This window comes from Burkholderia sp. Bp8998 (assembly GCF_003854235.1).
Taxonomy (GTDB): domain Bacteria; phylum Pseudomonadota; class Gammaproteobacteria; order Burkholderiales; family Burkholderiaceae; genus Burkholderia.
Genome location: NZ_QTQF01000061.1, coordinates 1 through 20,315, shown reverse-complemented (window position 1 = coordinate 20,315; position 20,315 = coordinate 1). Strand labels below are relative to the sequence as shown.

Annotated in this window: 12 protein-coding genes; 3 read left to right on the top strand and 9 right to left on the bottom strand. The window is 64.6% G+C overall.

Features of this window, described 5'->3' with window-relative positions; genetic code table 11:
• Positions 1-50: 50 nt before the first annotated feature.
• The 9 genes from glgC to DIE06_RS34880 form a co-directional block, all read right to left on the bottom strand.
• Positions 51-1,322, bottom strand: a complete 1,272-nt coding sequence (glgC, locus tag DIE06_RS34920; RefSeq protein ID WP_124665315.1) for a glucose-1-phosphate adenylyltransferase — start codon at positions 1,320-1,322, stop codon at positions 51-53.
• A gap of 64 nt (positions 1,323-1,386) precedes the next feature.
• Positions 1,387-3,018, bottom strand: a complete 1,632-nt coding sequence (locus tag DIE06_RS34915; RefSeq protein ID WP_124665314.1) for an alpha-D-glucose phosphate-specific phosphoglucomutase — start codon at positions 3,016-3,018, stop codon at positions 1,387-1,389.
• A 75-nt stretch (positions 3,019-3,093) separates the two neighbouring features.
• On the bottom strand, positions 3,094-5,154 hold the full coding sequence (gene glgX / locus DIE06_RS34910) for a glycogen debranching protein GlgX (protein ID WP_124665313.1): 2,061 nt from the start codon (positions 5,152-5,154) through the stop codon (positions 3,094-3,096).
• Between the two features lie 4 nt (positions 5,155-5,158).
• Entirely contained in the window at positions 5,159-7,363 is a 2,205-nt protein-coding gene (gene glgB / locus DIE06_RS34905; protein WP_409364534.1) for a 1,4-alpha-glucan branching protein GlgB, read from the bottom strand.
• A 77-nt stretch (positions 7,364-7,440) separates the two neighbouring features.
• Positions 7,441-9,066, bottom strand: coding sequence for an alpha-amylase family glycosyl hydrolase (locus DIE06_RS34900; RefSeq protein ID WP_124665312.1), 1,626 nt, complete (start codon positions 9,064-9,066; stop codon positions 7,441-7,443).
• A 23-nt stretch (positions 9,067-9,089) separates the two neighbouring features.
• Positions 9,090-10,001, bottom strand: a complete 912-nt coding sequence (locus DIE06_RS34895; protein ID WP_124665311.1) for a carbohydrate kinase — start codon at positions 9,999-10,001, stop codon at positions 9,090-9,092.
• A gap of 135 nt (positions 10,002-10,136) precedes the next feature.
• A complete protein-coding gene (locus DIE06_RS34890) occupies positions 10,137-11,081 on the bottom strand; it encodes an ABC transporter substrate-binding protein (RefSeq protein ID WP_124665310.1) in 945 nt (314 codons plus the stop codon).
• 77 nt (positions 11,082-11,158) lie between these two features.
• Entirely contained in the window at positions 11,159-12,187 is a 1,029-nt protein-coding gene (locus tag DIE06_RS34885; RefSeq protein ID WP_124665309.1) for an ABC transporter permease subunit, read from the bottom strand.
• A gap of 28 nt (positions 12,188-12,215) precedes the next feature.
• Entirely contained in the window at positions 12,216-13,784 is a 1,569-nt protein-coding gene (locus tag DIE06_RS34880) for a sugar ABC transporter ATP-binding protein (protein ID WP_124665308.1), read from the bottom strand.
• A gap of 832 nt (positions 13,785-14,616) precedes the next feature.
• Here DIE06_RS34880 and aspA point away from each other — a divergent pair.
• The 3 genes from aspA (at position 14,617) to ansP (ending at position 20,107) form a co-directional block, all read left to right on the top strand.
• Entirely contained in the window at positions 14,617-16,017 is a 1,401-nt protein-coding gene (aspA, locus tag DIE06_RS34875; protein WP_409364533.1) for an aspartate ammonia-lyase, read from the top strand.
• A gap of 154 nt (positions 16,018-16,171) precedes the next feature.
• A complete protein-coding gene (locus tag DIE06_RS34870; RefSeq protein WP_124665306.1) occupies positions 16,172-18,070 on the top strand; it encodes a phosphate acyltransferase in 1,899 nt (632 codons plus the stop codon).
• Between the two features lie 546 nt (positions 18,071-18,616).
• Positions 18,617-20,107: an L-asparagine permease gene (gene ansP, locus DIE06_RS34865; RefSeq protein WP_124665305.1), complete on the top strand. Its 1,491-nt coding sequence runs from the start codon at positions 18,617-18,619 to the stop codon at positions 20,105-20,107.
• The last annotated feature ends 208 nt before the right edge of the window (positions 20,108-20,315 follow it).

Genomic DNA, 20,315 nt, shown 5'->3' with positions numbered 1-20,315 from the left:
GGTTCCTTCTGGATGGGTTTGCCCGGCACATCGTGGTGCGCGATCGCGCATCACAGGCCCTTCAGCATGTTTTTCGTCACCAGCACCACACCGTCGTCGGTGCGGTGAAAGCGCCCGGCGTCGAGTTCGGCGTCTTCACCGATCACGGTGCCTTCGGGAATCTGGCAGCCGCGATCGATGACGACCTTGCTCAGCCGGCAGCTCGCGCCGATATCGACGCCGGGGAGGATGACTGCCTGGTCGATCGTGCAGAACGAATGGATACGGACCTTCGAAAACAGCACCGAGTTGGAGACGTGGGAGCCGGACACGATGCACCCGCCCGACACCAGCGTGTTGAAGGCCACGCCCGACTGGCCATCCTGGTCGTGCACGAACTTCGCTGGCGGAAGCTGTTCCTGGTGTGTCCAGATCGGCCAGTCGCTGTCATAGATATTGAGTTCCGGCGTGGTCGACGCGAGATCGAGGTTCGCGGCCCAGAACGCATCGACCGTGCCGACGTCGCGCCAGTAGGGCGCCTCGCGGCTGGCCGCAGGGACGCACGACAGATTGAGCGGATGGGCGACGGCGCCGCCGTCGGCGACGACGCGCGGAATGATGTCCTTGCCGAAGTCGTGGCTCGACTCGGCATTCGCCAGGTCTTCCTCGAGGAGCCGGTACAGGTACTGTGCATTGAACACGTAGATGCCCATGCTCGCGAGCGCCACGTCGGGCTTGCCGGGCATTGCGGGCGGATCGGCCGGCTTTTCGACGAACGCGTCGATCTTGCGCGTTTCGTTGACGGCCATCACGCCGAACGCGGTCGCCTCTGCCCGTGGCACCTCGATACAGCCGACCGTGCAGCCGGCGCCGGATTCGACGTGATCGAGCAGCATCTGCGAGTAGTCCATCTTGTAGATGTGGTCGCCGGCCAGCACCAGCACGTACTCGGGTGCATACGAGCGGATGATGTCGAGATTCTGAAAGACGGCGTCCGCGGTGCCGCGATACCAGTGTTCCTCGCCCACGCGCTGCTGGGCCGGCAGCAGGTCGACGAATTCGTTCATCTCGCCGCGCAGGAAGCTCCAGCCGCGCTGCAGGTGACGCAGCAGCGAATGCGACTTGTACTGCGTCACCACGGCGATGCGGCGCAGGCCGGAGTTCACGCAGTTCGACAGCACGAAATCGACGATGCGGAATTTTCCGCCGAAGTAGACGGCGGGTTTCACGCGCTGGTCGGTCAGTTGATGCAGGCGCGAGCCGCGCCCGCCAGCGAGCACGAGTGCGACGGTACGGTTACCGAGTTGCCGGGCGCTGATGGTGCTGTCGATGGTCTCGTTCATTTTTAGCTCTCCTAATCCTTGTCTCGGGATAGTTATTGAGGGAATGTGCTGTATGACGACGGGTTCAGGTCACGACTGTCGGGGTGCTCCTTCCGGTGCGCGTCATGATTTCGGCGATGCCATTGGCGATCTCGATCAGGCCGGCCAGCGCCTCCTGGGTGGGAACGTCGTGGTTCGCGCAATCAGGCTCGAATTTCTCGAGGTAGATCCGCAGTGTGGCGCCGTCGGTTCCGGTTCCCGACAGGCGGAAGACCACGCGCGAGCCGTCGGTGAACACGATGCGGATGCCTTGTCGGCGCGAAACCGAGCCGTCGACAGGGTCCGTATACGCAAAGTCGTCGGCCGTCGAGACCGTATAGCCGCCGAGGACTCGGCCCGGCAAGCCGGCCAGCTTGCCGCGCAGGTTCTCCATCAGGTCGCCGGCGGCGTTGCTATCGAGCGCCTCGTAGTCGTGCCGCGAGTAGAAATTGCGGCCGAAGCGCGCCCAGTGTTCGCGCACCAGCGTCTCGACGGACTTTCCCGTGACGGCCAGGATGTTCAGCCAGAACAGCACGGCCCACACGCCATCCTTCTCGCGGATGTGGTTCGAGCCGGTGCCGTAGCTCTCTTCGCCGCACAAGGTCGCCACGCCGGCGTCGAGCAGGTTGCCGAAGAATTTCCAGCCGGTCGGCGTTTCGTGGCAACGCACGCCCAGTTTGGCCGCGACGCGGTCGACCGCCGTCGAAGTCGGCATCGACCGTGCGATGCCCTTGAGCCCCTGACGATAGCCGGGCGCGAGCGTCGCATGAGCGGCAAGGAGGGCGAGGCTGTCCGACGGCGTGACCGGGAACCCGCGCCCGACGATCATGTTGCGATCGGCATCGCCGTCCGAGGCCGCGCCGAAATCGGGTGCGGCTTCGCCGCTCATGCAGGCGATCAGGTCCGCGGCGTTCACCGGGTTGGGATCGGGATGCAGGCCGCCGAAATCCTCGCGCGGTTCGCCGTTGACCACCGTGCCGGCCGGCGCGCCGAGCCTGTCCTCGAGAATCGCCTTCGCATATGGGCCGGCGATCGCGTTCATGGCATCGAAGCGCATCGTGAAGCCGCGTGCGAACAGCGCGCGGATCGCGTCGAAATCGAACAGGTCGCGCATCAGTTCGGCATGGTCGGCGACCGGGTCGATGACTTCCACCGACGTGTCTTCCATCCGCGATTCGCCGAGCACGTCGAGGTCGATGTCGGGCGCGTCGCTGATCCGGTACGTGTCGATCACCGTCGTCCTCGCGTAGATCGCGTCGGTCACGCCCTCGGGGGCGGGGCCACCGTTGCCGATGTTGTACTTGATGCCGAAATCGCCGTCCGCGCCGCCCGGGTTGTGGCTCGCCGACAGCACGATGCCGCCGTAAGCGCGATGCCGGCGTATCGCGACGCTGATCGCCGGGGTGGAGAACAGGCCGCCGCGTCCGACCAGCACCTTGCGGAAGCCGTGCGCGGCGGCCATCTTGACGATGGTCTGGATCGCGATGCGGTTGTGAAATCGACCATCGCCGCCGAGTACCAGGATCTGGCCGCGGGATCCATCGAGCGAGTCGAAGATCGACTGCACGAAATTTTCGAGATAGCCCGGCTGGCTGAATACGGCCACTCGCTTGCGCAGGCCCGATGTGCCGGGACGCTGGCCTGGAAACGGCTGCGTCGTCAACGTCAGGATTGCCATTGTTTCTCCTCCTTTACGGTTGAAGCGGCTCCGAAGCGGTTTCGGAACGTCGCATCGGGAAATTGCGGTCCGCTTTCAGTGCACCGGTGCGGTCAGCAGGACCGCGTGCGCCGGCACGACGACGCGCCCGTATAACGTGCGCGGCGCGGCCGCGGGCTCGGCGCTGTCCAGCAGTGCACGCCAGGTGCCGGGCGGCAACCAGAACTCGACCGGCTCGGCCGCGGCATTGACGAGCAGCAGGCATGGGTCGCCGTCGTCCGCGCCGGCCAGCCTGATCCCGACACTACGGCGCGTGTGGTCGGCCCAGTCGGGCGTGGTCATCGAGGTGCCGTCGGGCTTGAGCCACGCGAGATCGGATACGCCATCGGCGCGTGGCGCGCCGTCGTACCAGGTCGGGTGACGCAACGCACCGAAGCGCTTTCGCAGTGCGAGCAGCGTGCCGACATATTCGGCGAGTGCGTGGTCTCCATGCGCCCAGTCGAGCCAGCTCGTCGCGTTGTCCTGGCAATAGCCATTGTTGTTGCCGTGCTGCGTGTGACCGATCTCGTCGCCCGCGAGCAGCATCGGCGTGCCTTGCGAAAACACCAGCGTGGCCAGCAGCGCGCGTTTCAGGCGCGTGCGCAGCGTGCGGACGGTGGGGTCGTCGGTCGGGCCTTCCACGCCGCAATTCCAGCTGAAATTGTGCGTATGGCCGTCGCGGTTGCCTTCGCCGTTGGCTTCGTTATGCTTGAGGTCATAGCTGACCAGATCCTGAAGCGTGAACCCGTCGTGCGCCGTGATGAAGTTCACGCTCGCGCCCGGCCCGCGCGTGCCATATCGAAACAGGTCGCTGGAGCCCGCGAAGCGCGTCGCGAATTCGCCGAGCGACGTGTTGCCGCGCAGCCAGAAATCGCGCATCGCATCGCGATAGCAGTCGTTCCATTCGAGCCATTCGTCAGGAAAGTGGCCGAGCTGATAGCCGTCGGGCCCGAGATCCCACGGTTCGGCAATGAGCTTGACGCGCGCGAGCACGGGATCCTGCCGGATCGCGGCGAACAGCGTGGCGTGCGTCGAGAAGTCGCGCGCGCCGCGGCCCAGCAGCGGCGCGAGGTCGAACCGGAAGCCGTCGACGTGCATCTCCGTCACCCAGTAGCGCAGCGAATCCATGACGAGTTGAAGCACGCGGGGCTCGGACAGGTCGAGGCTGTTGCCGCAACCGGTCCAGTTTTCGTAAAGCGCCGGATTGTCGGCCCGGAGCCGGTAGTAAAGCGCGTTGTCGATGCCGCGCAAGCTCAGCGTCGGCCCGTGCTCGTCGGTTTCGGCGGTGTGGTTGTACACGACGTCGAGTACGACCTCGATGCCGCGTGCATGGAGCGCCTTGACCATGTCGCGGAACTCGCTGATCGGCGTGGTGCCGGCCCGGCCGGACCAGTAGCGCGATTCCGGCGCAAGGAATGCAATGCTCGAATAACCCCAATAGTTGGAAAGCCCGGCATGCTGGAGCCGCGCTTCGTCCGCGCGGTGATGCACGGGAAGCAGGCTGACGGTCGTGATGCCGAGCGACTGCAGGTAGTCGAGCGAGGCAGCGCTCGCGACGCCGGCGTAGCTGCCGCGCATGCGCTTGGGTACGTCCGGGTGCAGTTGCGTGAACCCCTTGACGTGCATCTCGTACAGCACCGTTTCGGCGAGCGGTACGCGCGGCGGCGCGTCGCTTCCCCAGCTGTAGGGCTCGTGCACGACCCGGGCCTTGAGTGCGATGGCGCCATTGTCGAGCGGATCGGCCCGGCTCGCGTCGGTGGCGCACGCGCCGCGGAACGCAGGCTCGCCGCGATAGCGACCGACGACGCTGCGTGCATACGGGTCGAGCAGCACCTTGGCCGGATTGAAACGATGGCCGGCATCCGGCGCATGGGGCCCGGCGACACGATAGCCATAGACGAGCCCCGGCTCGGCCGTCTCGAGGTAGCCGTGCCAGACATCGTGCGTGCGACCCGGCAGCGCCACGCGCATGTGTTCCCGGCAACCTTCCGGATCGAACAGGCACAGCTCGACCGCTTCGGCATGCGGGGCGACCAGCGCGAAGTTGACCCCGCAGCCGTCCCAGTGCGCGCCAAGCGGATAGGGCACGCCGGGCGTCAGAATATCAGCGACTTGCATGGCGTCACCCTTCGAGCTTCAGCATGATCGTGGCGAGCGGCGGAACGACGAGGCTGAGCGAGCAGTCCCGTCCATGCGACGCGATCGCCTCGGTATGGGACGCGCCGTTGCCGACGCCGCTGCCGCCGTAGCAGATGGCGTCGCTGTTGACGATCTCGCGATAGCGTCCCGGCTGCGGCACACCGATTCGGTAGCCATGCCTCGGCACCGGCGTGAAGTTGCAGATCACCAGCACGCATTCGCCGTCGGCTGCCTTCCGCACGAACGAGAACACGGAGCTGTCGCGATCGTCGGCGGCAATCCATTCGAAGCCGTGCGCGTCGAAATCGACCTCGTGCAGCGCCGGCTCGCGCCGCAGCACCGCGTTCAGGTCGCGCACGAACTGCTGCACGCCGCGATGCAACGGATACTGGAGCAAGTGCCAATCGAGGCTCGCGTTCGCGTTCCACTCGGACGACTGCGCGAACTCGCCGCCCATGAACAGCAGCTTGGCGCCCGGATGACCCCACATGAAACCGTAGTACGCGCGCAGGTTCGCGAAGCGCTGCCATTCGTCGCCGGGCATCCTCGACAGGAGCGAGCCCTTGCCGTGCACGACTTCGTCGTGCGACAGCGGCAGCACGAAGTTCTCGCTGAATGCGTACAACAGGCCGAACGTGAGCTTGTCGTGGTGGTGCTTGCGATGCACCGGATCCTCACGCAGGTATCGCAGCGTGTCGTTCATCCAGCCCATGTTCCACTTGTAATGGAAGCCGAGGCCGCCCATGTCGAGCGGGCGCGACACGTTCGGGAAGCTGGTCGACTCCTCCGCCATCGTCACGGCCTCGGGGCGCTCGGCACACACGATCGCGTTCATCCTGCGCAGGAAGTCGATGGCTTCGAGGTTTTCCCGCCCGCCGAGATGATTGGGAATCCATTGGTCCTGCGGACGGCTGTAGTCGCGATAGAGCATCGATGCCACCGCATCGACCCGCAGTCCGTCCACGCCGAAGCGTTCGATCCAGAACAGGGCGTTGCCGATGAGATAGTTCGCCACTTCGCGGCGGCCGTAGTTGTAGATCAGCGTGTGCCAGTCGTGGTGATAGCCTTCGCGCGGATCGGCATGCTCGTACAGGCACGTGCCGTCGAATCGGGCGAGACCGTGCGAATCGGTCGGGAAATGGCCCGGCACCCAGTCCACGAGCACGCCAATGCCATGTGCGTGCGCCGTGTCGACGAGATGCCGGAAATCGTCGGGCGTGCCGAAGCGCGAGGTGGGCGCATAGAGGCCGGTCGGTTGATAGCCCCACGAACCGTCGAACGGATGCTCGTTTACCGGCATCAGTTCGATGTGGGTGAAGCCCATCTCCTTGACATACGGAATCAGCTGCTCGGCCAGCTCCCGATAGCCGAGCCAGCGATCGTGCTGTTCGGGCACCCGGCGCCACGATCCGAGATGGACCTCGTAGATGCTCATCGGCGCGGCCAGCGCATTGGCACGCTGCCGCGCGGGATCGCCCGGGCGGGCAGGCGGCAGGCCCTGGACGACCGATGCGGTGCCGGGACGCATCTCGGCGCGAAACGCGAACGGGTCGGCCTTGAGCAGCAGCTCGCCGTCGCGGGTCCGGATTTCGAATTTGTACAGGTCGCCGACGGCCACATGCGGCACGAAGATTTCCCACACGCCGCATTCGCGGCGCAGCCGCATCATGTGGCGACGGCCATCCCAGTTGTTGAAATTGCCGACCACCGATACGCGGCGCGCGTTCGGCGCCCAGACCGCGAAACGCACGCCGGCCACGTCGTCGATTTCGGCCGGATGCGCGCCGAGCGTCTCGTACGGCCGATGGTGGGTGCCTTCCGCCAGCAGCCACGCGTCCAGCTCGCCGACCAGCGGCGCAAAGCGATAGCTGTCCTCGATATCCTGCTCGTGCGGGCCCCAGTCGACGCGCAGCCGATACGCGAATGGCCGCCGCCGGCGCGGCACCACGCCGGCGAACAGCGCCGTGCCGTCGACACGCTCGAGTCTCGCCAGATTGCGATCGCTTGCGCGGTCGACCACGCTGACCGCAACCGCGTCCGGCAAAAAGGCGCGCACGGTTACCCGACCATCGACCAGGTGCATCCCGAGCAATGCGAACGGATCGTCGTGGTCGCCAGCGATCAGTTTCGCGACAGTTTCCCTTTCCAGCATTCCATCCCCCATGTGTTCCTGCATGACTTCCTTCATCCGGGCGCCTTCCGTTGCGCGGGCAACGGCGGTGCCTTCGAGTGCGGTGAGCGGCCGCCGCCGGCCGGGCGCGCGGCTCACGGTACGCGTGCGCCGATCCATCCGGCGTGCGGCATCAGTTCCAGACAATTGCCGGTCAGCTCGGCACCTGACAGCCCGTGTCCTGCGACGGCTTCGGCGCGTGTGCCGTCAGGCAAGGTCCAGCTCTGGTGCGTCGTGCCGAGATTGAAGGCAAGCAGGTAGCGGGCGTCGCCGAGCGTGCGTTCGAACACGAGAAGCGGTTCCGGCGCCGCGATGAAGCGGATGCCGCCGTCGCGCAGTGCCGGATGCCGCTTGCGCCACGCCAGGAACGCGCGAAAGAACGTCAGGACCGAGGTCGCGTCACGGTCCTGGCGGTCCACCGCGGCGGCCAGGTGTTCCGGCGGCAGCGGCAGCCACGGCTCGACCGGCGAGAAGCCCCCGAACGGCGCGCCGGCCTGCCACGGCATCGGCGTGCGGCAGCCGTCGCGCCCCTTGTATTCCGGCCAGAACGTGATGCCGTAAGGGTCCTGCAGGCGTTCGAACGGGATGTCGGCTTCCGTCAGTGCGAGCTCTTCGCCCTGGTAGACGCAGACGCTGCCGCGCAGCGTCGTCAGCATCGCAAGCACCATCCTCGCGAGTTGCGGCGACGCGTCGCCGTTGCCCCAGCGGGTCATGACACGCGGCACATCGTGATTGCCGGCCGACCAGCAGGCCCAGCCGAGGCCACCGTGCCCGGCGAGCTGGGTCTCCATGCGCTCGACCGTGCTCCGCACGTGCGTGGCGGTGAATTCCGGCGTCAGCAGGTTGAAGCTGTAGGCCATGTGCAGTTTGTCGCCGCCAGCCGTGTAGTGCGCCATGGTCGTGAGCGCGTCATCGTCGCCGACTTCACCGACGCTCGCGGCGCCGTATTCGTCCAGCAGGCTGCGCAGCCGCTTCAGGAACGCGAGATTTTCCGGCTGCGTCTTGTCGTAGCGATGCTGCTGCATGCCGTAGGGATTCTCCGGCGGCACGATGAACGTGCCTTGCGCGGCCGCGGGCGGGTTGTCCCGCAGTTGCCGGTCGTGGAAATGGAAGTTGCACGCATCGAAGCGAAAACCGTCGACGCCGCGTTCGAGCCAGAAGCGGACGTTGTCGAGGACCTGGTCCTGGACCGCGGCACAGTGGAAATCGAGATCCGGCTGGCTCGCGAGAAAGTTGTGCAGGTAGTACTGCCGGCGGCGCGGCTCCCACTGCCACGCCGAGCCGCCGAACACGGATTGCCAGTTGTTCGGCGGCGTGCCGTCCGGGCGCGGATCGGCCCACACATACCAGTCGGCATGTGGGTTGTCCCGGCTGCCGCGGCTCGCGACGAACCAGGGGTGCTGATCCGACGAGTGGCTCAGCACCTGGTCGATCATGACCTTCAGGCCGAGCGCATGCGCTTTCTCGATCAGACGGTCGAAATCGTCGAGGGTGCCGAAGATGGGATCGACATCGCAGTAGTCCGACACGTCATAGCCGAAATCCTTCATCGGCGAGCGAAAGAACGGCGAAATCCAGATCGCATCCACGCCGAGCGCGTGGATATAGTCGAGTTTGCCGACCAGGCCCGGCAAATCGCCCAGGCCATCCCCGTTGCTGTCGGCAAAGCTGCGCGGATACACCTGATAGATGACCCCGCCGCGCCACCATTGATTGGACATATGCGATTCTCCTTGTGGTTGCGTCAAGCGCGCAGTGTCGCGTCGACTTCGTCGGGCGTGGGTGCATACGCACCGTGCCGTGCACAGGTCAGCGACGCGCACGCGGCGGCGAACCGCAGATGCTCCAGCGCCGGCGCATCCGGTCGTGTCAGCAGGCTCGCGATCCAGCCGCCCATGCATGCGTCGCCACACCCCACGGTATCGGCCACGGCAGTCGCGAACACCGGCTGAAACAGGGTGCTGTCCGGCTCGAGCAACTGCATGCCGTCGCTACCACGCGTGACGAGAATGGCGGCCTCGGGTGCCCACGCACGGAGTTGCGCGAGCGCGTCGGCTTCGTCCAGCGCTGGAAACAGTCCGCGCAAGTCCTCGTCGGAGACCTTGATGTAGCGCGCGAGCCCCGCCATTTCACGCAGCGTGGCCCGATAGGCGGGCCCCTCCATCACGTCGCGATAGTTCGGGTCGAACGAAATGCATTTGCCTGCGGCATCGGCGGCGGCGGCGACCTCCAGCAGACGCGCCGCGAGCGGTTGCCGAACGAGACCGAGCGACCCGAAGTGGACGATCTGTGCCGCTTCCATCCAGCCTGCCGGCAGCATTTGGGCGTCGAACGCGAGATCGGCACTGTTGTCGCCGACGAAAAAGTACGCCGGCGGCGATTTCGACGTCACCATGGCGAGGAGCGGCGAGCGTTCGACCTGGCGCATGAAGCGCATGTCGAGCCCGGCCTCCCGGCTCGACGCGGCGAGGGTGTCGCCGAACACGTCGCGGCTGACGGTGCCGGCAAAGCCGGTCGGCACACCCAGACGAGCCGCAACGCGGGACACGTTCCAGCAGGAGCCGCCCGCGGCGGCGCGCCAGCGTCCGTCGCTTTCAAGGATGAAATCGGTCAGCGCTTCGCCGAAGACGACGAGGCGGGGGAGGTTGTTCGTCATGTCGATTCCGTGTGGGTACACCGGATCAGGTCCGCGCGGCCCGGCGCGCGCTCGCCTGCGTCGCCCGCGATCGGGCGGTGCGGGTGAGCGGACGGGCGGGCATCGGACCGGATCTTGATGCGCGTGTGTTCTCGCTCAGCGTGGCGAGGTCCAGCCCTTGTAGCTCTTCGCGTTGTCGCGTGTGATCAGTGCCGGCTCGATCAGGATCATCGGGTTGGCCGGCTTCTGGCCGTTCATGATCCCGTAGCCGACGTTGACGGCCTGCTGCGCCATCGCCCACGGATCCTGGCTCGACGATGCCTGCACGAGCGTGTTGCTCGTGAGCGCGGTCTCGATGTCAGGCGCGCCGTCGACCGACGTGATCACGATGCCCGTGCGGTTGAGCTGCTTTGCCGCGAGATCGCTGCCGACGGCCTGTGGATCGTTGATCGTGAACACGCCGTCGAGCTTCGGGAAGCGCGTCAGGTAGCCCTGCATCACGTTCATGCCGCCTTCGCGCGAGCCCTTGCCGTCCTGGTCGCTCGACAGCAGCTTGAGGCCCGGATTCTTCGCGAGCACGCTCTTGCAGCCGTTCACGCGATCGATCACGGCCGACACCTGCGGGCCGTTCTCGATGATCACGTTGCCCTTGCCGTTCAGCTTCTTCGCGAGGAAGTCGCACGCGAGCTCGCCGGCCTTCACGTTGTTGGTCTGCACGGTCGCATTCGCGCCGGCCGCGGCGACATCGACCGCGACGACCGTGATGCCGGCTGCCTGTGCCTTCCGCACGGCGGGCTCGACCGCCTTCGGATCGGCGGCGTTGAGCAGGATCAGGTCGACATGGGCGGAGATGAAGTTGTCGATCTGCGTGAACTGCTTGTTCAGGTCGTAGTCGGCCGATACCGCCGTGACTTTCGCGTTCGGATTGATCTGCTTCGCGCGCGCCTCGGCGCCTTTCGCGATCGTGACGAAGTACGGGTTGCCGAGCGAGCCGACGGTGATGCCGATCGACTTCAGGGGCTTGTCGGCCGCGTGCGCGGTGGCGGCCGAGAGGGCGACGGCGCAGGCGATGCCGGTCAGGACGGCTTTAGGGTTGAACATGGCGTTGTTCCCGTGAATGGTGTGATGACATGGGGCGCGGCGCGATCCGCCGCCCCCCGATTGGTATCGGACGTTGTTCAGGTACGGGCCGAGTCGCGCTGGCGGTAGCGGTCGAGCGCCACCGCGCCGATGATCACGAGCCCCTTGATGATGTATTGCCAGATGTCGGACACGCCAAGCAGCACGAGCCCGTTGGTCAGCACGGCGATGATCAGCGCGCCGATCAGCGTGCCGACGATCGAGCCGACGCCGCCGACGAAGCTGGTGCCGCCGAGGATCACCGCGGCGATCGCGTCGAGTTCATACGACTGGCCGAGCTGCAGGCCGTTGGCCGCATAGAGCCGCGCGGCCGACATCACGGCACCGAGGCCGGCGAGCAGGCCCGACGCGGCGTAGACGAAGAGCTGGATCAAGCGCACGTTGATGCCTGACAGGCGCGCCGCTTCCGGGTTGCCGCCCACCGCGTAGATCCGCATGCCGAGCACGGTGCGGCGCAGGATGAACCACGAGGCGACGATCACCGCGCCAGCGATCACGACGAGCCACGGCACGCCGAGGATCGAACCGTTGCCGATGAACGCGAACGGCAGTTGCGGATTGAAGATCGTCGTGTCGTTGCCGATCAGGCGGGCGATGCCGCGCACGGCAGTCAGTGCGCCGAGCGTGACGATGAACGGCGGCAGGCGCAGCAGCGCGATCAGGCCGCCGTTGACCACTCCGAACGCGAGGCCGACGGCGAGTGCGGCCGGCACGCCGAGCCAGCCCCAGTTCGGCAGGTTCGACGCGAGCAGCGCGGTGACCGCGGCGGCGGCGAGCACCGAGCCGACCGACAGGTCGATGCCGCCCGTCAGGATCACGAAGGTCATGCCGGCGGCGAGCACGATGTTGATCGATGCCTGCTGCGTGACGATCGACAGGTTCTGCAGCGTGAAGAAGCCGTCGGTCAGGAGCCCGAAGCCGATGCACAGGAGCAGCAGCACCGGCAGCATGCCGGCCGTGCGCACGAGGCTCTGCATGCGTTGCTGGCGCGCGGCAGGCGTGCGTTGCCCAGGCTGCTTCGACGTTTGCGGGGCCGACGCGATCGGCCCTTTGCTGGTGTTGCTCATTTTCTCCTCCGTTTAGTGTGGAATCTCGTCATGCCGCCGGTTGTGCGGCGTCGCTCGCTGCCGCGCGCGATCCGGTAGCGAATCCGATCACGCCTTCCTGGGTGATGGCCTTGCCGGTATGTCCGCCGAGTTCGCCGACGAATTCGCCTTCGCGCATGACGAGTACGCGGTCGGCTACCCCGATCACTTCGGGCAATTCGCTCGAAATGACGATCACGCCGACGCCGGAACGCGCCAGCTCGTTGATGATTCGGTAGATCTCGGATTTCGCGCCGATGTCGACGCCGCGGGTCGGCTCGTCGAGGATCAGCACGCGTGGCTTCGTCTCGAGCAGGCGCGACAGCAGCACCTTCTGCTGATTGCCGCCCGACAGCGCACCCGCATTGACTTTTGCGTGCGGCACGCGGATCGACAGCGACGCGATGGCGTCACGCGCACGTCGCGCACCTTCGGCGAGATCGAGCACGCCGCCGCGGCGAGCATCGCGATTGCAGACCGACACGTTGATATTGTTGTGGACGCTCATGTCGAGAAACAGGCCGAGACGCTTGCGGTCCTCGGTCAGGTAGACGAGGCCCGCATCGATGGCTTCCCGCGGCGTACGCATCGCCAGCGATTCCCCTGCAATCGCAACCTCGCCGCGCGTGCGCGGTTCGGCGCCAAAGATCAAGCGGGCGAGCTCGGTGCGTCCGGCCCCGACCAGCCCGGCGATGCCCAGGACTTCGCCGGCGTGCAGGTCGAAGCTGCAGCCACGCACGCGCTTCTCGTCGGCGATGTCGCGCACGGACAGCACGACGTTGCCCGGGTCGTATGCGATGTGTTCTTTCTTGTAGAAGCCGGACAGGTCGCGTCCGACCATCATCTGGACGAGACTGTCGGCCGAGAGCGCATCGCGCTCCAGCGTGCCGACGTAGGTGCCGTCGCGCAGCACCGACACACGATCGGAGAGCTCATATATCTCGGCCATCCGGTGGCTGATGTAGATGATCGCGAGACCTTCCGCGCGCAGTTGCCGGATCAGTTCGAACAGCCGGTCGGTTTCGCGCGACGACAACGGCGTCGTTGGCTCGTCCATCACGAGGATGCGGGCACGCGCATGAATGGCGCGTGCAATCTCGACGAGTTGCTGTTCGGCGATCGACAGCGTGCCCACTACCGCCTGCGGGCCAAACGAGGCGCCCAGGCGTGTCAGCACGGCTTCGCAGCCCTGTTCCATCGCGGCGCGGTCGATGGTCCGGAAGCCGCGGCCGGGTTGCCGCAACTCGCGGCCGACGTAGATGTTTTCCGCGACCGTCAGGTTCGGCGCAAGGCTGAGTTCCTGATAGATCACCGCGATTCCGAGCGCGCGCGCGGCGAGCGGGCCGTCGACGACCGACGGGATGCCATCGACGAGAATTTCGCCGCCCGGATCGGCCTGGTACGCGCCGGACAGAATCTTCATCAACGTCGACTTGCCGGCGCCGTTTTCCCCCATCAGCGAGTGGATCTCGCCGGCCCTGACCGACAGGGCCACGTTGTCGAGGGCGCGGACCCCGGGAAAGGTCTTGCTGATGCCGCGCATTTCCAGCAATGCGGGCCTGGATACCGATTGGGACATGACTTGTCTCGCTCCGTTTTTCTGATGTTGTCGTGATCGGTAGCGTCCGGCGCAAAGGCCGCGTGCTTTCGATTAATTAAATCATGATGATTTATTTAATCGCGAATGGAGTGGGACTTCAAGTCTAGGGAAAGCTCTAGTCGTGAATGCGCATCCTTAGGAAGACGATGAAAGGTTTTGCATTTGACAGCGCACAGCGGGCATCGAAGTGATGTCTTTTTGGCGCCCACTCATGGGAGTCGGGAACGCGTGCGCGGCGACGGAAATCGCTCAGAGGCTTGTGGCGTGGACGTTTGCGGCGGGTGCCCGTGTCGTGCGGGCGATCGGATGCCGAGGGCGAGGGCGGTGCACAGCTCCTCCCGGAGCCGATCACGTGCCGCTGTACGGTTGCAATCTCCGCCGATTCACCGATGGTCTTATGCAAGGATCGGTTATGGGTCAGTCGAAAATAGCATGGACGTTGTCACTCGAACGCAGTGCCATGCGTTGGATTGACGACAAGGCGATCGACGGGTTTGTGGTTCCGCGTTGACATTCGATGAGGATGGGTCTCGGCGTGACCGGAGATTCATGCCGACGGGTTCGCATGCCGATGCGGGCGCCGCTTCACGTCGGCGCATTCGACTGGCACCGGATGGCTGGATCTGCGTCGAGACGCAATGCTCCCGCGGTCAGGTCACGCGGTCGAACGAATCGATCGCCCTTGCACGATTTGCTGTGTCCTTATTCCGATTGCGCATAGTTCTCGCTCGATCGAAATTCGGCTGGTTAGTCTGCGGAAACCAGTGATCGTCAAAAGCGGAGGAGAACAATGTCGGACTTACCAACGAGAATGGAGCATGATCTGCTGGGCGACTGCGAAGTTCCGTCCAGTGCTTATTACGGTGTGCATACTTTCAGGGCGGTCAGGAATTTTCCGATTACATCCACGCCGATTTCGATCTATCCCGACCTGATCAACGCGCTCGCCTTCATCAAGGAAGCGGCAGCGCTGGCGAATCATCAACTGGAACTCCTTGACGATGCACGCTGCGGTGCAATCGTCGATGCGTGTCGGGACGTGCGAACTGGCGCGCTGCACGACCAGTTCGTGGTCGATGTGATCCAGGGCGGTGCCGGCACGTCGACGAACATGAACGCGAACGAGGTCATCGCGAACCGGGCGCTCGAGCGGCTTGGATACGCGCGTGGCGAATACCAGCACCTGCATCCGAACGATCATGTGAATATCGGGCAGAGCACGAACGACGTCTATCCTTCGGCCTTGCGAATCGCTGCCTATCTCGGCATCCAGGGACTGATCGACGCGATGCGTGTGCTGCGCGAAGCGTTCGAGGAAAAGGCGGAAGAGTTTGCCGATGTGCTCAAGATGGGGCGCACGCAGTTGCAGGACGCAGTACCGATGACGCTCGGCCAGGAGTTCGGCACCTATGCCGTGATGCTGGGCGAGGATCAGGAGCGGCTCGCCGAGGCGGTCATGCTGATCTGCGAGATCAACATGGGGGCGACGGCCATCGGCACCGGCATCACCGCACATCCCGACTATGCGCCGCTCGTGCTCGCCCGGCTCGTCGAGCTGACCGGCATTCCGCTCGCCACTGCGCCGAATCTGATCGAGGCGACACAAGACTGTGGTGCATTCGTTCAACTCTCGGGGGTGCTGAAACGCGTGGCGGTCAAGCTCTCGAAGATCTGCAACGACCTCCGGCTCCTGTCGAGCGGCCCGCGAGCGGGCCTGGGCGAGATCAACCTGCCGCCGGTCCAGGCCGGATCGAGCATCATGCCTGGCAAGGTCAATCCGGTCATCCCGGAGGTCGTGAACCAGGTGGCATTCGAAGTCATTGGCAACGATCTGACTGTCAGCTTTGCGGCCGAGGCCGGGCAGCTTCAACTGAACGCTTTCGAACCGATCATTGCGCACAGTCTGTTCAAGAGCGTCACGCACCTGAAGAATGCATGCCTGACGCTGGCGGACCGCTGCGTGACGGGGATTACCGCAAATCGTGAGCATTTGCGCGCCACGGTCGAGAATTCCATCGGGATCGTCACCGCGCTCAATCCTTATATCGGCTACGCCAATGCGACATCGGTCGCCCAGGAGGCACACGCAACGGGCGGCAGCGTCGCGGCGATCGTGCTGGCGCGCGGGCTGTTGTCGAAGGAGCAGCTCGATGAGCTTCTGCGCCCCGAGATGTTGACCAGACCGACCAAGGTGCCCGCCGGGCAGCCTTGACCGGAAAAGGGCAGGCCGACGGCCCTCGCCATCACCGAAGTTCGATGATCGATTGTCCGTAACGGGCATCGCGCGTATCGGTTGGGACAAGGTCCCAATCGGTCGAGCACGTCTCAACTGGCATGGACGATGCCTGACAGGGGAAGAGGTGGCAATGCTGGAAGGCAGCAACGTGGCGCGCATCCATGCGCCGGATGGCGTCTACATCGGTCAGGCGCGTCGAGATCCGGTCAGGATGGCTGTTTTTGACGACGAGCAACAGGGTGTCGCGATCGTTGCTGCGGCGGCGACGCTGAACGCGCTTGAATACATCGGCAAGCGCATGAGTGAAGCGAGGCTCGTCTGCTCGGGTACGGGGCCAGGTGCACTCGCCTATCTCGATCTGGTGGTGAGCCTCGGGCTGCGGCGGGAAAACATCTTTGTCGGCGATCCGACCGGCGTCGTGTACATCGGCCAGGTGGGGGAAATGGATCCGGGACTGGCGAGATTTGCACGGGGTACCGGGGCGCGCGCGATAGCCGACGTGATGCCGGGCGCCGACATCCTCGTCGGGGTGTCGGCGGCGAACGTGGCGATGGCTGATCTGGTCAAGGTCATGGCAGTCAACCCGATCATCATCGCGATATCGGATGCGATGCCCGAGGTCACGCCCGAGGCCGTGCTCGCGGTACGGACGGACGCAATCCTCGCGACCCGTCACGCGCGCCACCCGAACCAGATCAGCGGCGCGATGTGCGTGCCGTTCATTGCCCGGGGCGCGCTCGATACCGGCGCGATGACGGTGAACGAGGAGATGAAGCTGGCCGCGGTCCACGCGATCGCGTCGCTCGCGCAGGCGGAGATACCGAAGGAGGTTGCCGCAATAGAGGATGCGCATGACTTGCGCTTTGGGCCCCGCTACCTGATCCCGAAAGCCTTCGACCGAAGGTTGATCGAGGTGGTCGCGCCTGCCGTTGCGAAGGCGTCTGCCGAAAGCGGTGTCGCACGGCGACGGATAGCGGATATGGAAGCCTATCGGCGAAGTCTGTCGCAGGTCGTGGGCAGTTCGAGTCCGACGGCGCCGGTGGCGATTGCCGGTCGGCACGCCAACGTGAAGTCAGTGATATTCGCGGAGGGCGAGGACGAGCGCGTGTTGCGTGCTGCCCAGTGCGCGATCGACGGGTCCGTCGCCAGGCCGGTGTTGCTTGGCAGGCCGGCTGTGATCGCGGACGTGATCGATCGTTGCCGGCTCGGTCTCGATCCGGGGGTGAACTGCGAGATCGTCGACCCGCTTGATCCCGATATCCACGACGATGCCGTGACACGCTACTGCATGCTGCGTCGGCGCGACGGCATCTCGCCCGTCCTTGCAGCGGTCGAGCTGCGCAGCTGCCGTACGCTGCTTGCCGCGATGCTGCTCAGGAGCGGGCGCGCGGACGCGATGCTGTGCGGGACGACCGGACGCCGAGCGGGTCATCTGATTGCCGTGCGAGACGTGATCGGACGTCGCAAAGGCGTCGACACGCTCGCGGTAATGGAGACCCTCATGTTCCCGGAGCGCCTCTTGTTCATCTGCGATGCACTTTTGAACAGCAATCCCGGTGCCGGGCAAATCGCCGACATTGCGTTGCTCGGGGTCGATGAAGTGCGCCGCTTGGGAATCTCGCCGCAGGTCATGCTGGTGCCGAGGCTGGGTTCGAGCGCGGGGGACGCGACGTGCGAAAGGAAGATGCGCGAAGCGCTGGCCCTGATCCATGAGCGCGTGTCAGGAGTGGCGAGCGGCGCAGGGGAGCCAAGCGGCTCGGCGTTCCCGTGCGCAACCTTCGATCAGACACTCTCCGAGTTGAATGTCGATGCAAGTGCCAACATGCTCGTGATGCATGATGGCGAAATGGCCAACGTCATTCGCAATGTGATGCGCATTTCAACGGGTCAGGGAATCTCGGCCGGCCAGGTTGTCCTCGGCGCGCGGTGGCGTGTTCACATCCTGACACCGGCGGCGACGATCCGGCAAATCGTCAACGCGACTGCACTTGCCGTCGGTGACGATGTGTCCAATTGGACACGTTCATAAAAGGCGAATGCATCATCACTTTCGCCTCGTCGCGCTCCCGGGGCGGGGTGAAGCTCCATGGCCTCTCGATCAGGTTCGAGGCGGTCTTTTCTTTCAATGTGATCAAGCCTCGACGAGATCTTGTCGTCCGATCGATTCCATATTGATCGGTATAACGCCATATGCAAATTTCGCGTTGACGGGAGAGGCGCGAAGTTCGCTTTTTACATTACCGGATCGAATGCGACGGCGGACATTTCGTTCGATCGGATGCTTCGTGTTGCGGCAAACAGGCCGCCATACCGCTGTTGATCGCTTGCCTTCAGGTCGCCTTCCGGATATTCGCTATGCCGGATTTCAAAGCAGTTCAGTCATTTTTTGCATAGGAATTGTGGGGCGAATTTCGACTGAATAGGCTTCGATCAGATGTTCGTGCTCGCGACTGTCCACGTGCCTCAATCACGATATGACGGTGCAAATCCGGCTGCATGCGTCTACCTATGATGATAGGAAAAATGGCCGGCACCTTTAAGAATTGAATTTCCTGGATTACTGGAGGATACAGTCATGGCATCGATTCCCGAACCGTCGACCACGGGTGAAACCGACAAACGCAGCTGGCTCGAATCGCACGAAGCCGGCTATCACAAGACCCTCGGCAATCGACAGGTGCAGATGATCGCGATCGGCGGGGCCATCGGCACCGGGTTGTTTCTCGGCGCCGGCACCCGGCTGCAGGCCGCCGGACCGTCGCTCGCGATCGTCTATCTGGTGTGCGGGGCGTTTTCGTTCCTGATCCTGCGCGCGCTCGGCGAACTCGTGATGCATCGCCCCAGCAGCGGCAGCTTCGTCTCGTATGCCCGCGAATTCCTTGGCGAGAAGGCATCGTTCGTCGCAGGCTGGATGTACTTCCTGAACTGGGCGATGACCGGCATCGTCGACATCACGGCCGTTGCCGTCTACATGCACTACTGGACGCCATTCGCCGGCGTGCCGCAGTGGATCTTCGCGCTGATTGCACTGTGTATCGTCGCGACGATGAACCTGATCGGGGTGAAGTGGTTCGCGGAGATGGAGTTCTGGTTCGCGCTGATCAAGGTCGCCGCGATCTTGCTGTTTCTGGTGGTGGGTACCGCGATTCTCGGCACCGGTGGCCACGTCGCGGGTCATGACACGGGTATGCACCTGATCACCGACAACGGCGGGTTTTTCCCGCACGGCATGATGCCGGCACTGGTGCTGATACAGGGCGTCGTATTCGCGTTCGCTGGCGTCGAGCTGGTCGGCACGGCTGCCGGCGAATGCAAGGATGCGCGCAAGGTGCTGCCGCGGGCGATCAACAGCGTGATCTGGCGGATCGCGCTGTTCTATGTCGCATCGGTGGTGCTGCTCGTCTGCCTGTTGCCGTGGAGTGCCTATAAGGCGGGCCAGAGCCCGTTCGTCACGTTCTTCGGCGCGCTTGGCGTGCCGGGCATCGGTTCGGTGATGAACCTGGTGGTGTTGACGGCAGCGCTGTCGAGTCTCAACTCCGGGCTGTATTCGACCGGGCGCGTGCTGCGCTCGCTCGCGATGGGCGGCTCCGCGCCGGCGGCGCTGTCGCGGATGAGCGCGCAGTCGGTGCCCTATGTCGGCATTCTCGTGACGGTCGCGATCTACGTGGTTGGCGTGCTGCTCAATTATCTCGTGCCGTCGAGCGTGTTCGAGATCGTGCTCAACGTTGCGTCGCTCGGCATCATCAGCACATGGGGTTTCATCATCGTCTGCCAGATGAAGTTCCGCGCGGCCGTCAAACGCGGTGACGTGGACGACGTGCCATTCAAGATGCCCGGCGCACCGGTCACGTCGTGGCTCACTTTGCTGTTCCTGCTCGGCGTGCTGGTGCTGATGGCGTTCGACTATCCGAATGGAACCTGCACCGTGGCGTCGATTCCGGTAGTCGCACTGCTGCTTGTCATCGGCTGGCGCTGGGTGAGCGGCCGTGCACGTCGTGTGCTGCTCAAGCCGACGATTCCGTCGGTCACGCTCACGCAGAACGTGCTCGAAAAGGGTGACAACTGATACGGCACGCAACGGTATCCGGACCCATGAAGGTTAGCGCCGTACGCGATAAAAGAGAAAAATTCCATGGCACCGTTTGACGAAATGCTGGCGGGCGATCAGGTTCGCCAGCCTTACTCGCGAGTCAAGGCGTGGCTCGATACGCAGAACCCTGCAAGCCTCGCCCAGAAGGCCCACGATGCGGAAGGTGTGTTCCGCAGGACAGGCA

What these genes read in the sequence shown, in the direction of transcription:
- glgB (WP_409364534.1), bottom strand. Translation starts at nt 7,363, where the DNA reads ATGAAGGAAGTCATGCAGGAACACATGGGGGATGGAATGCTGGAAAGG.
- DIE06_RS34900 (WP_124665312.1), bottom strand. Translation starts at nt 9,066, where the DNA reads ATGTCCAATCAATGGTGGCGCGGCGGGGTCATCTATCAGGTGTATCCG.
- DIE06_RS34890 (WP_124665310.1), bottom strand. Translation starts at nt 11,081, where the DNA reads ATGTTCAACCCTAAAGCCGTCCTGACCGGCATCGCCTGCGCCGTCGCC.
- DIE06_RS34895 (WP_124665311.1), bottom strand. Translation starts at nt 10,001, where the DNA reads ATGACGAACAACCTCCCCCGCCTCGTCGTCTTCGGCGAAGCGCTGACC.
- DIE06_RS34885 (WP_124665309.1), bottom strand. Translation starts at nt 12,187, where the DNA reads ATGAGCAACACCAGCAAAGGGCCGATCGCGTCGGCCCCGCAAACGTCG.
- DIE06_RS34870 (WP_124665306.1), top strand. Translation starts at nt 16,172, where the DNA reads ATGCTGGAAGGCAGCAACGTGGCGCGCATCCATGCGCCGGATGGCGTC.
- aspA (WP_409364533.1), top strand. Translation starts at nt 14,617, where the DNA reads ATGGAGCATGATCTGCTGGGCGACTGCGAAGTTCCGTCCAGTGCTTAT.
- glgX (WP_124665313.1), bottom strand. Translation starts at nt 5,154, where the DNA reads ATGCAAGTCGCTGATATTCTGACGCCCGGCGTGCCCTATCCGCTTGGC.
- DIE06_RS34915 (WP_124665314.1), bottom strand. Translation starts at nt 3,018, where the DNA reads ATGGCAATCCTGACGTTGACGACGCAGCCGTTTCCAGGCCAGCGTCCC.
- glgC (WP_124665315.1), bottom strand. Translation starts at nt 1,322, where the DNA reads ATGAACGAGACCATCGACAGCACCATCAGCGCCCGGCAACTCGGTAAC.
- ansP (WP_124665305.1), top strand. Translation starts at nt 18,617, where the DNA reads ATGGCATCGATTCCCGAACCGTCGACCACGGGTGAAACCGACAAACGC.
- DIE06_RS34880 (WP_124665308.1), bottom strand. Translation starts at nt 13,784, where the DNA reads ATGTCCCAATCGGTATCCAGGCCCGCATTGCTGGAAATGCGCGGCATC.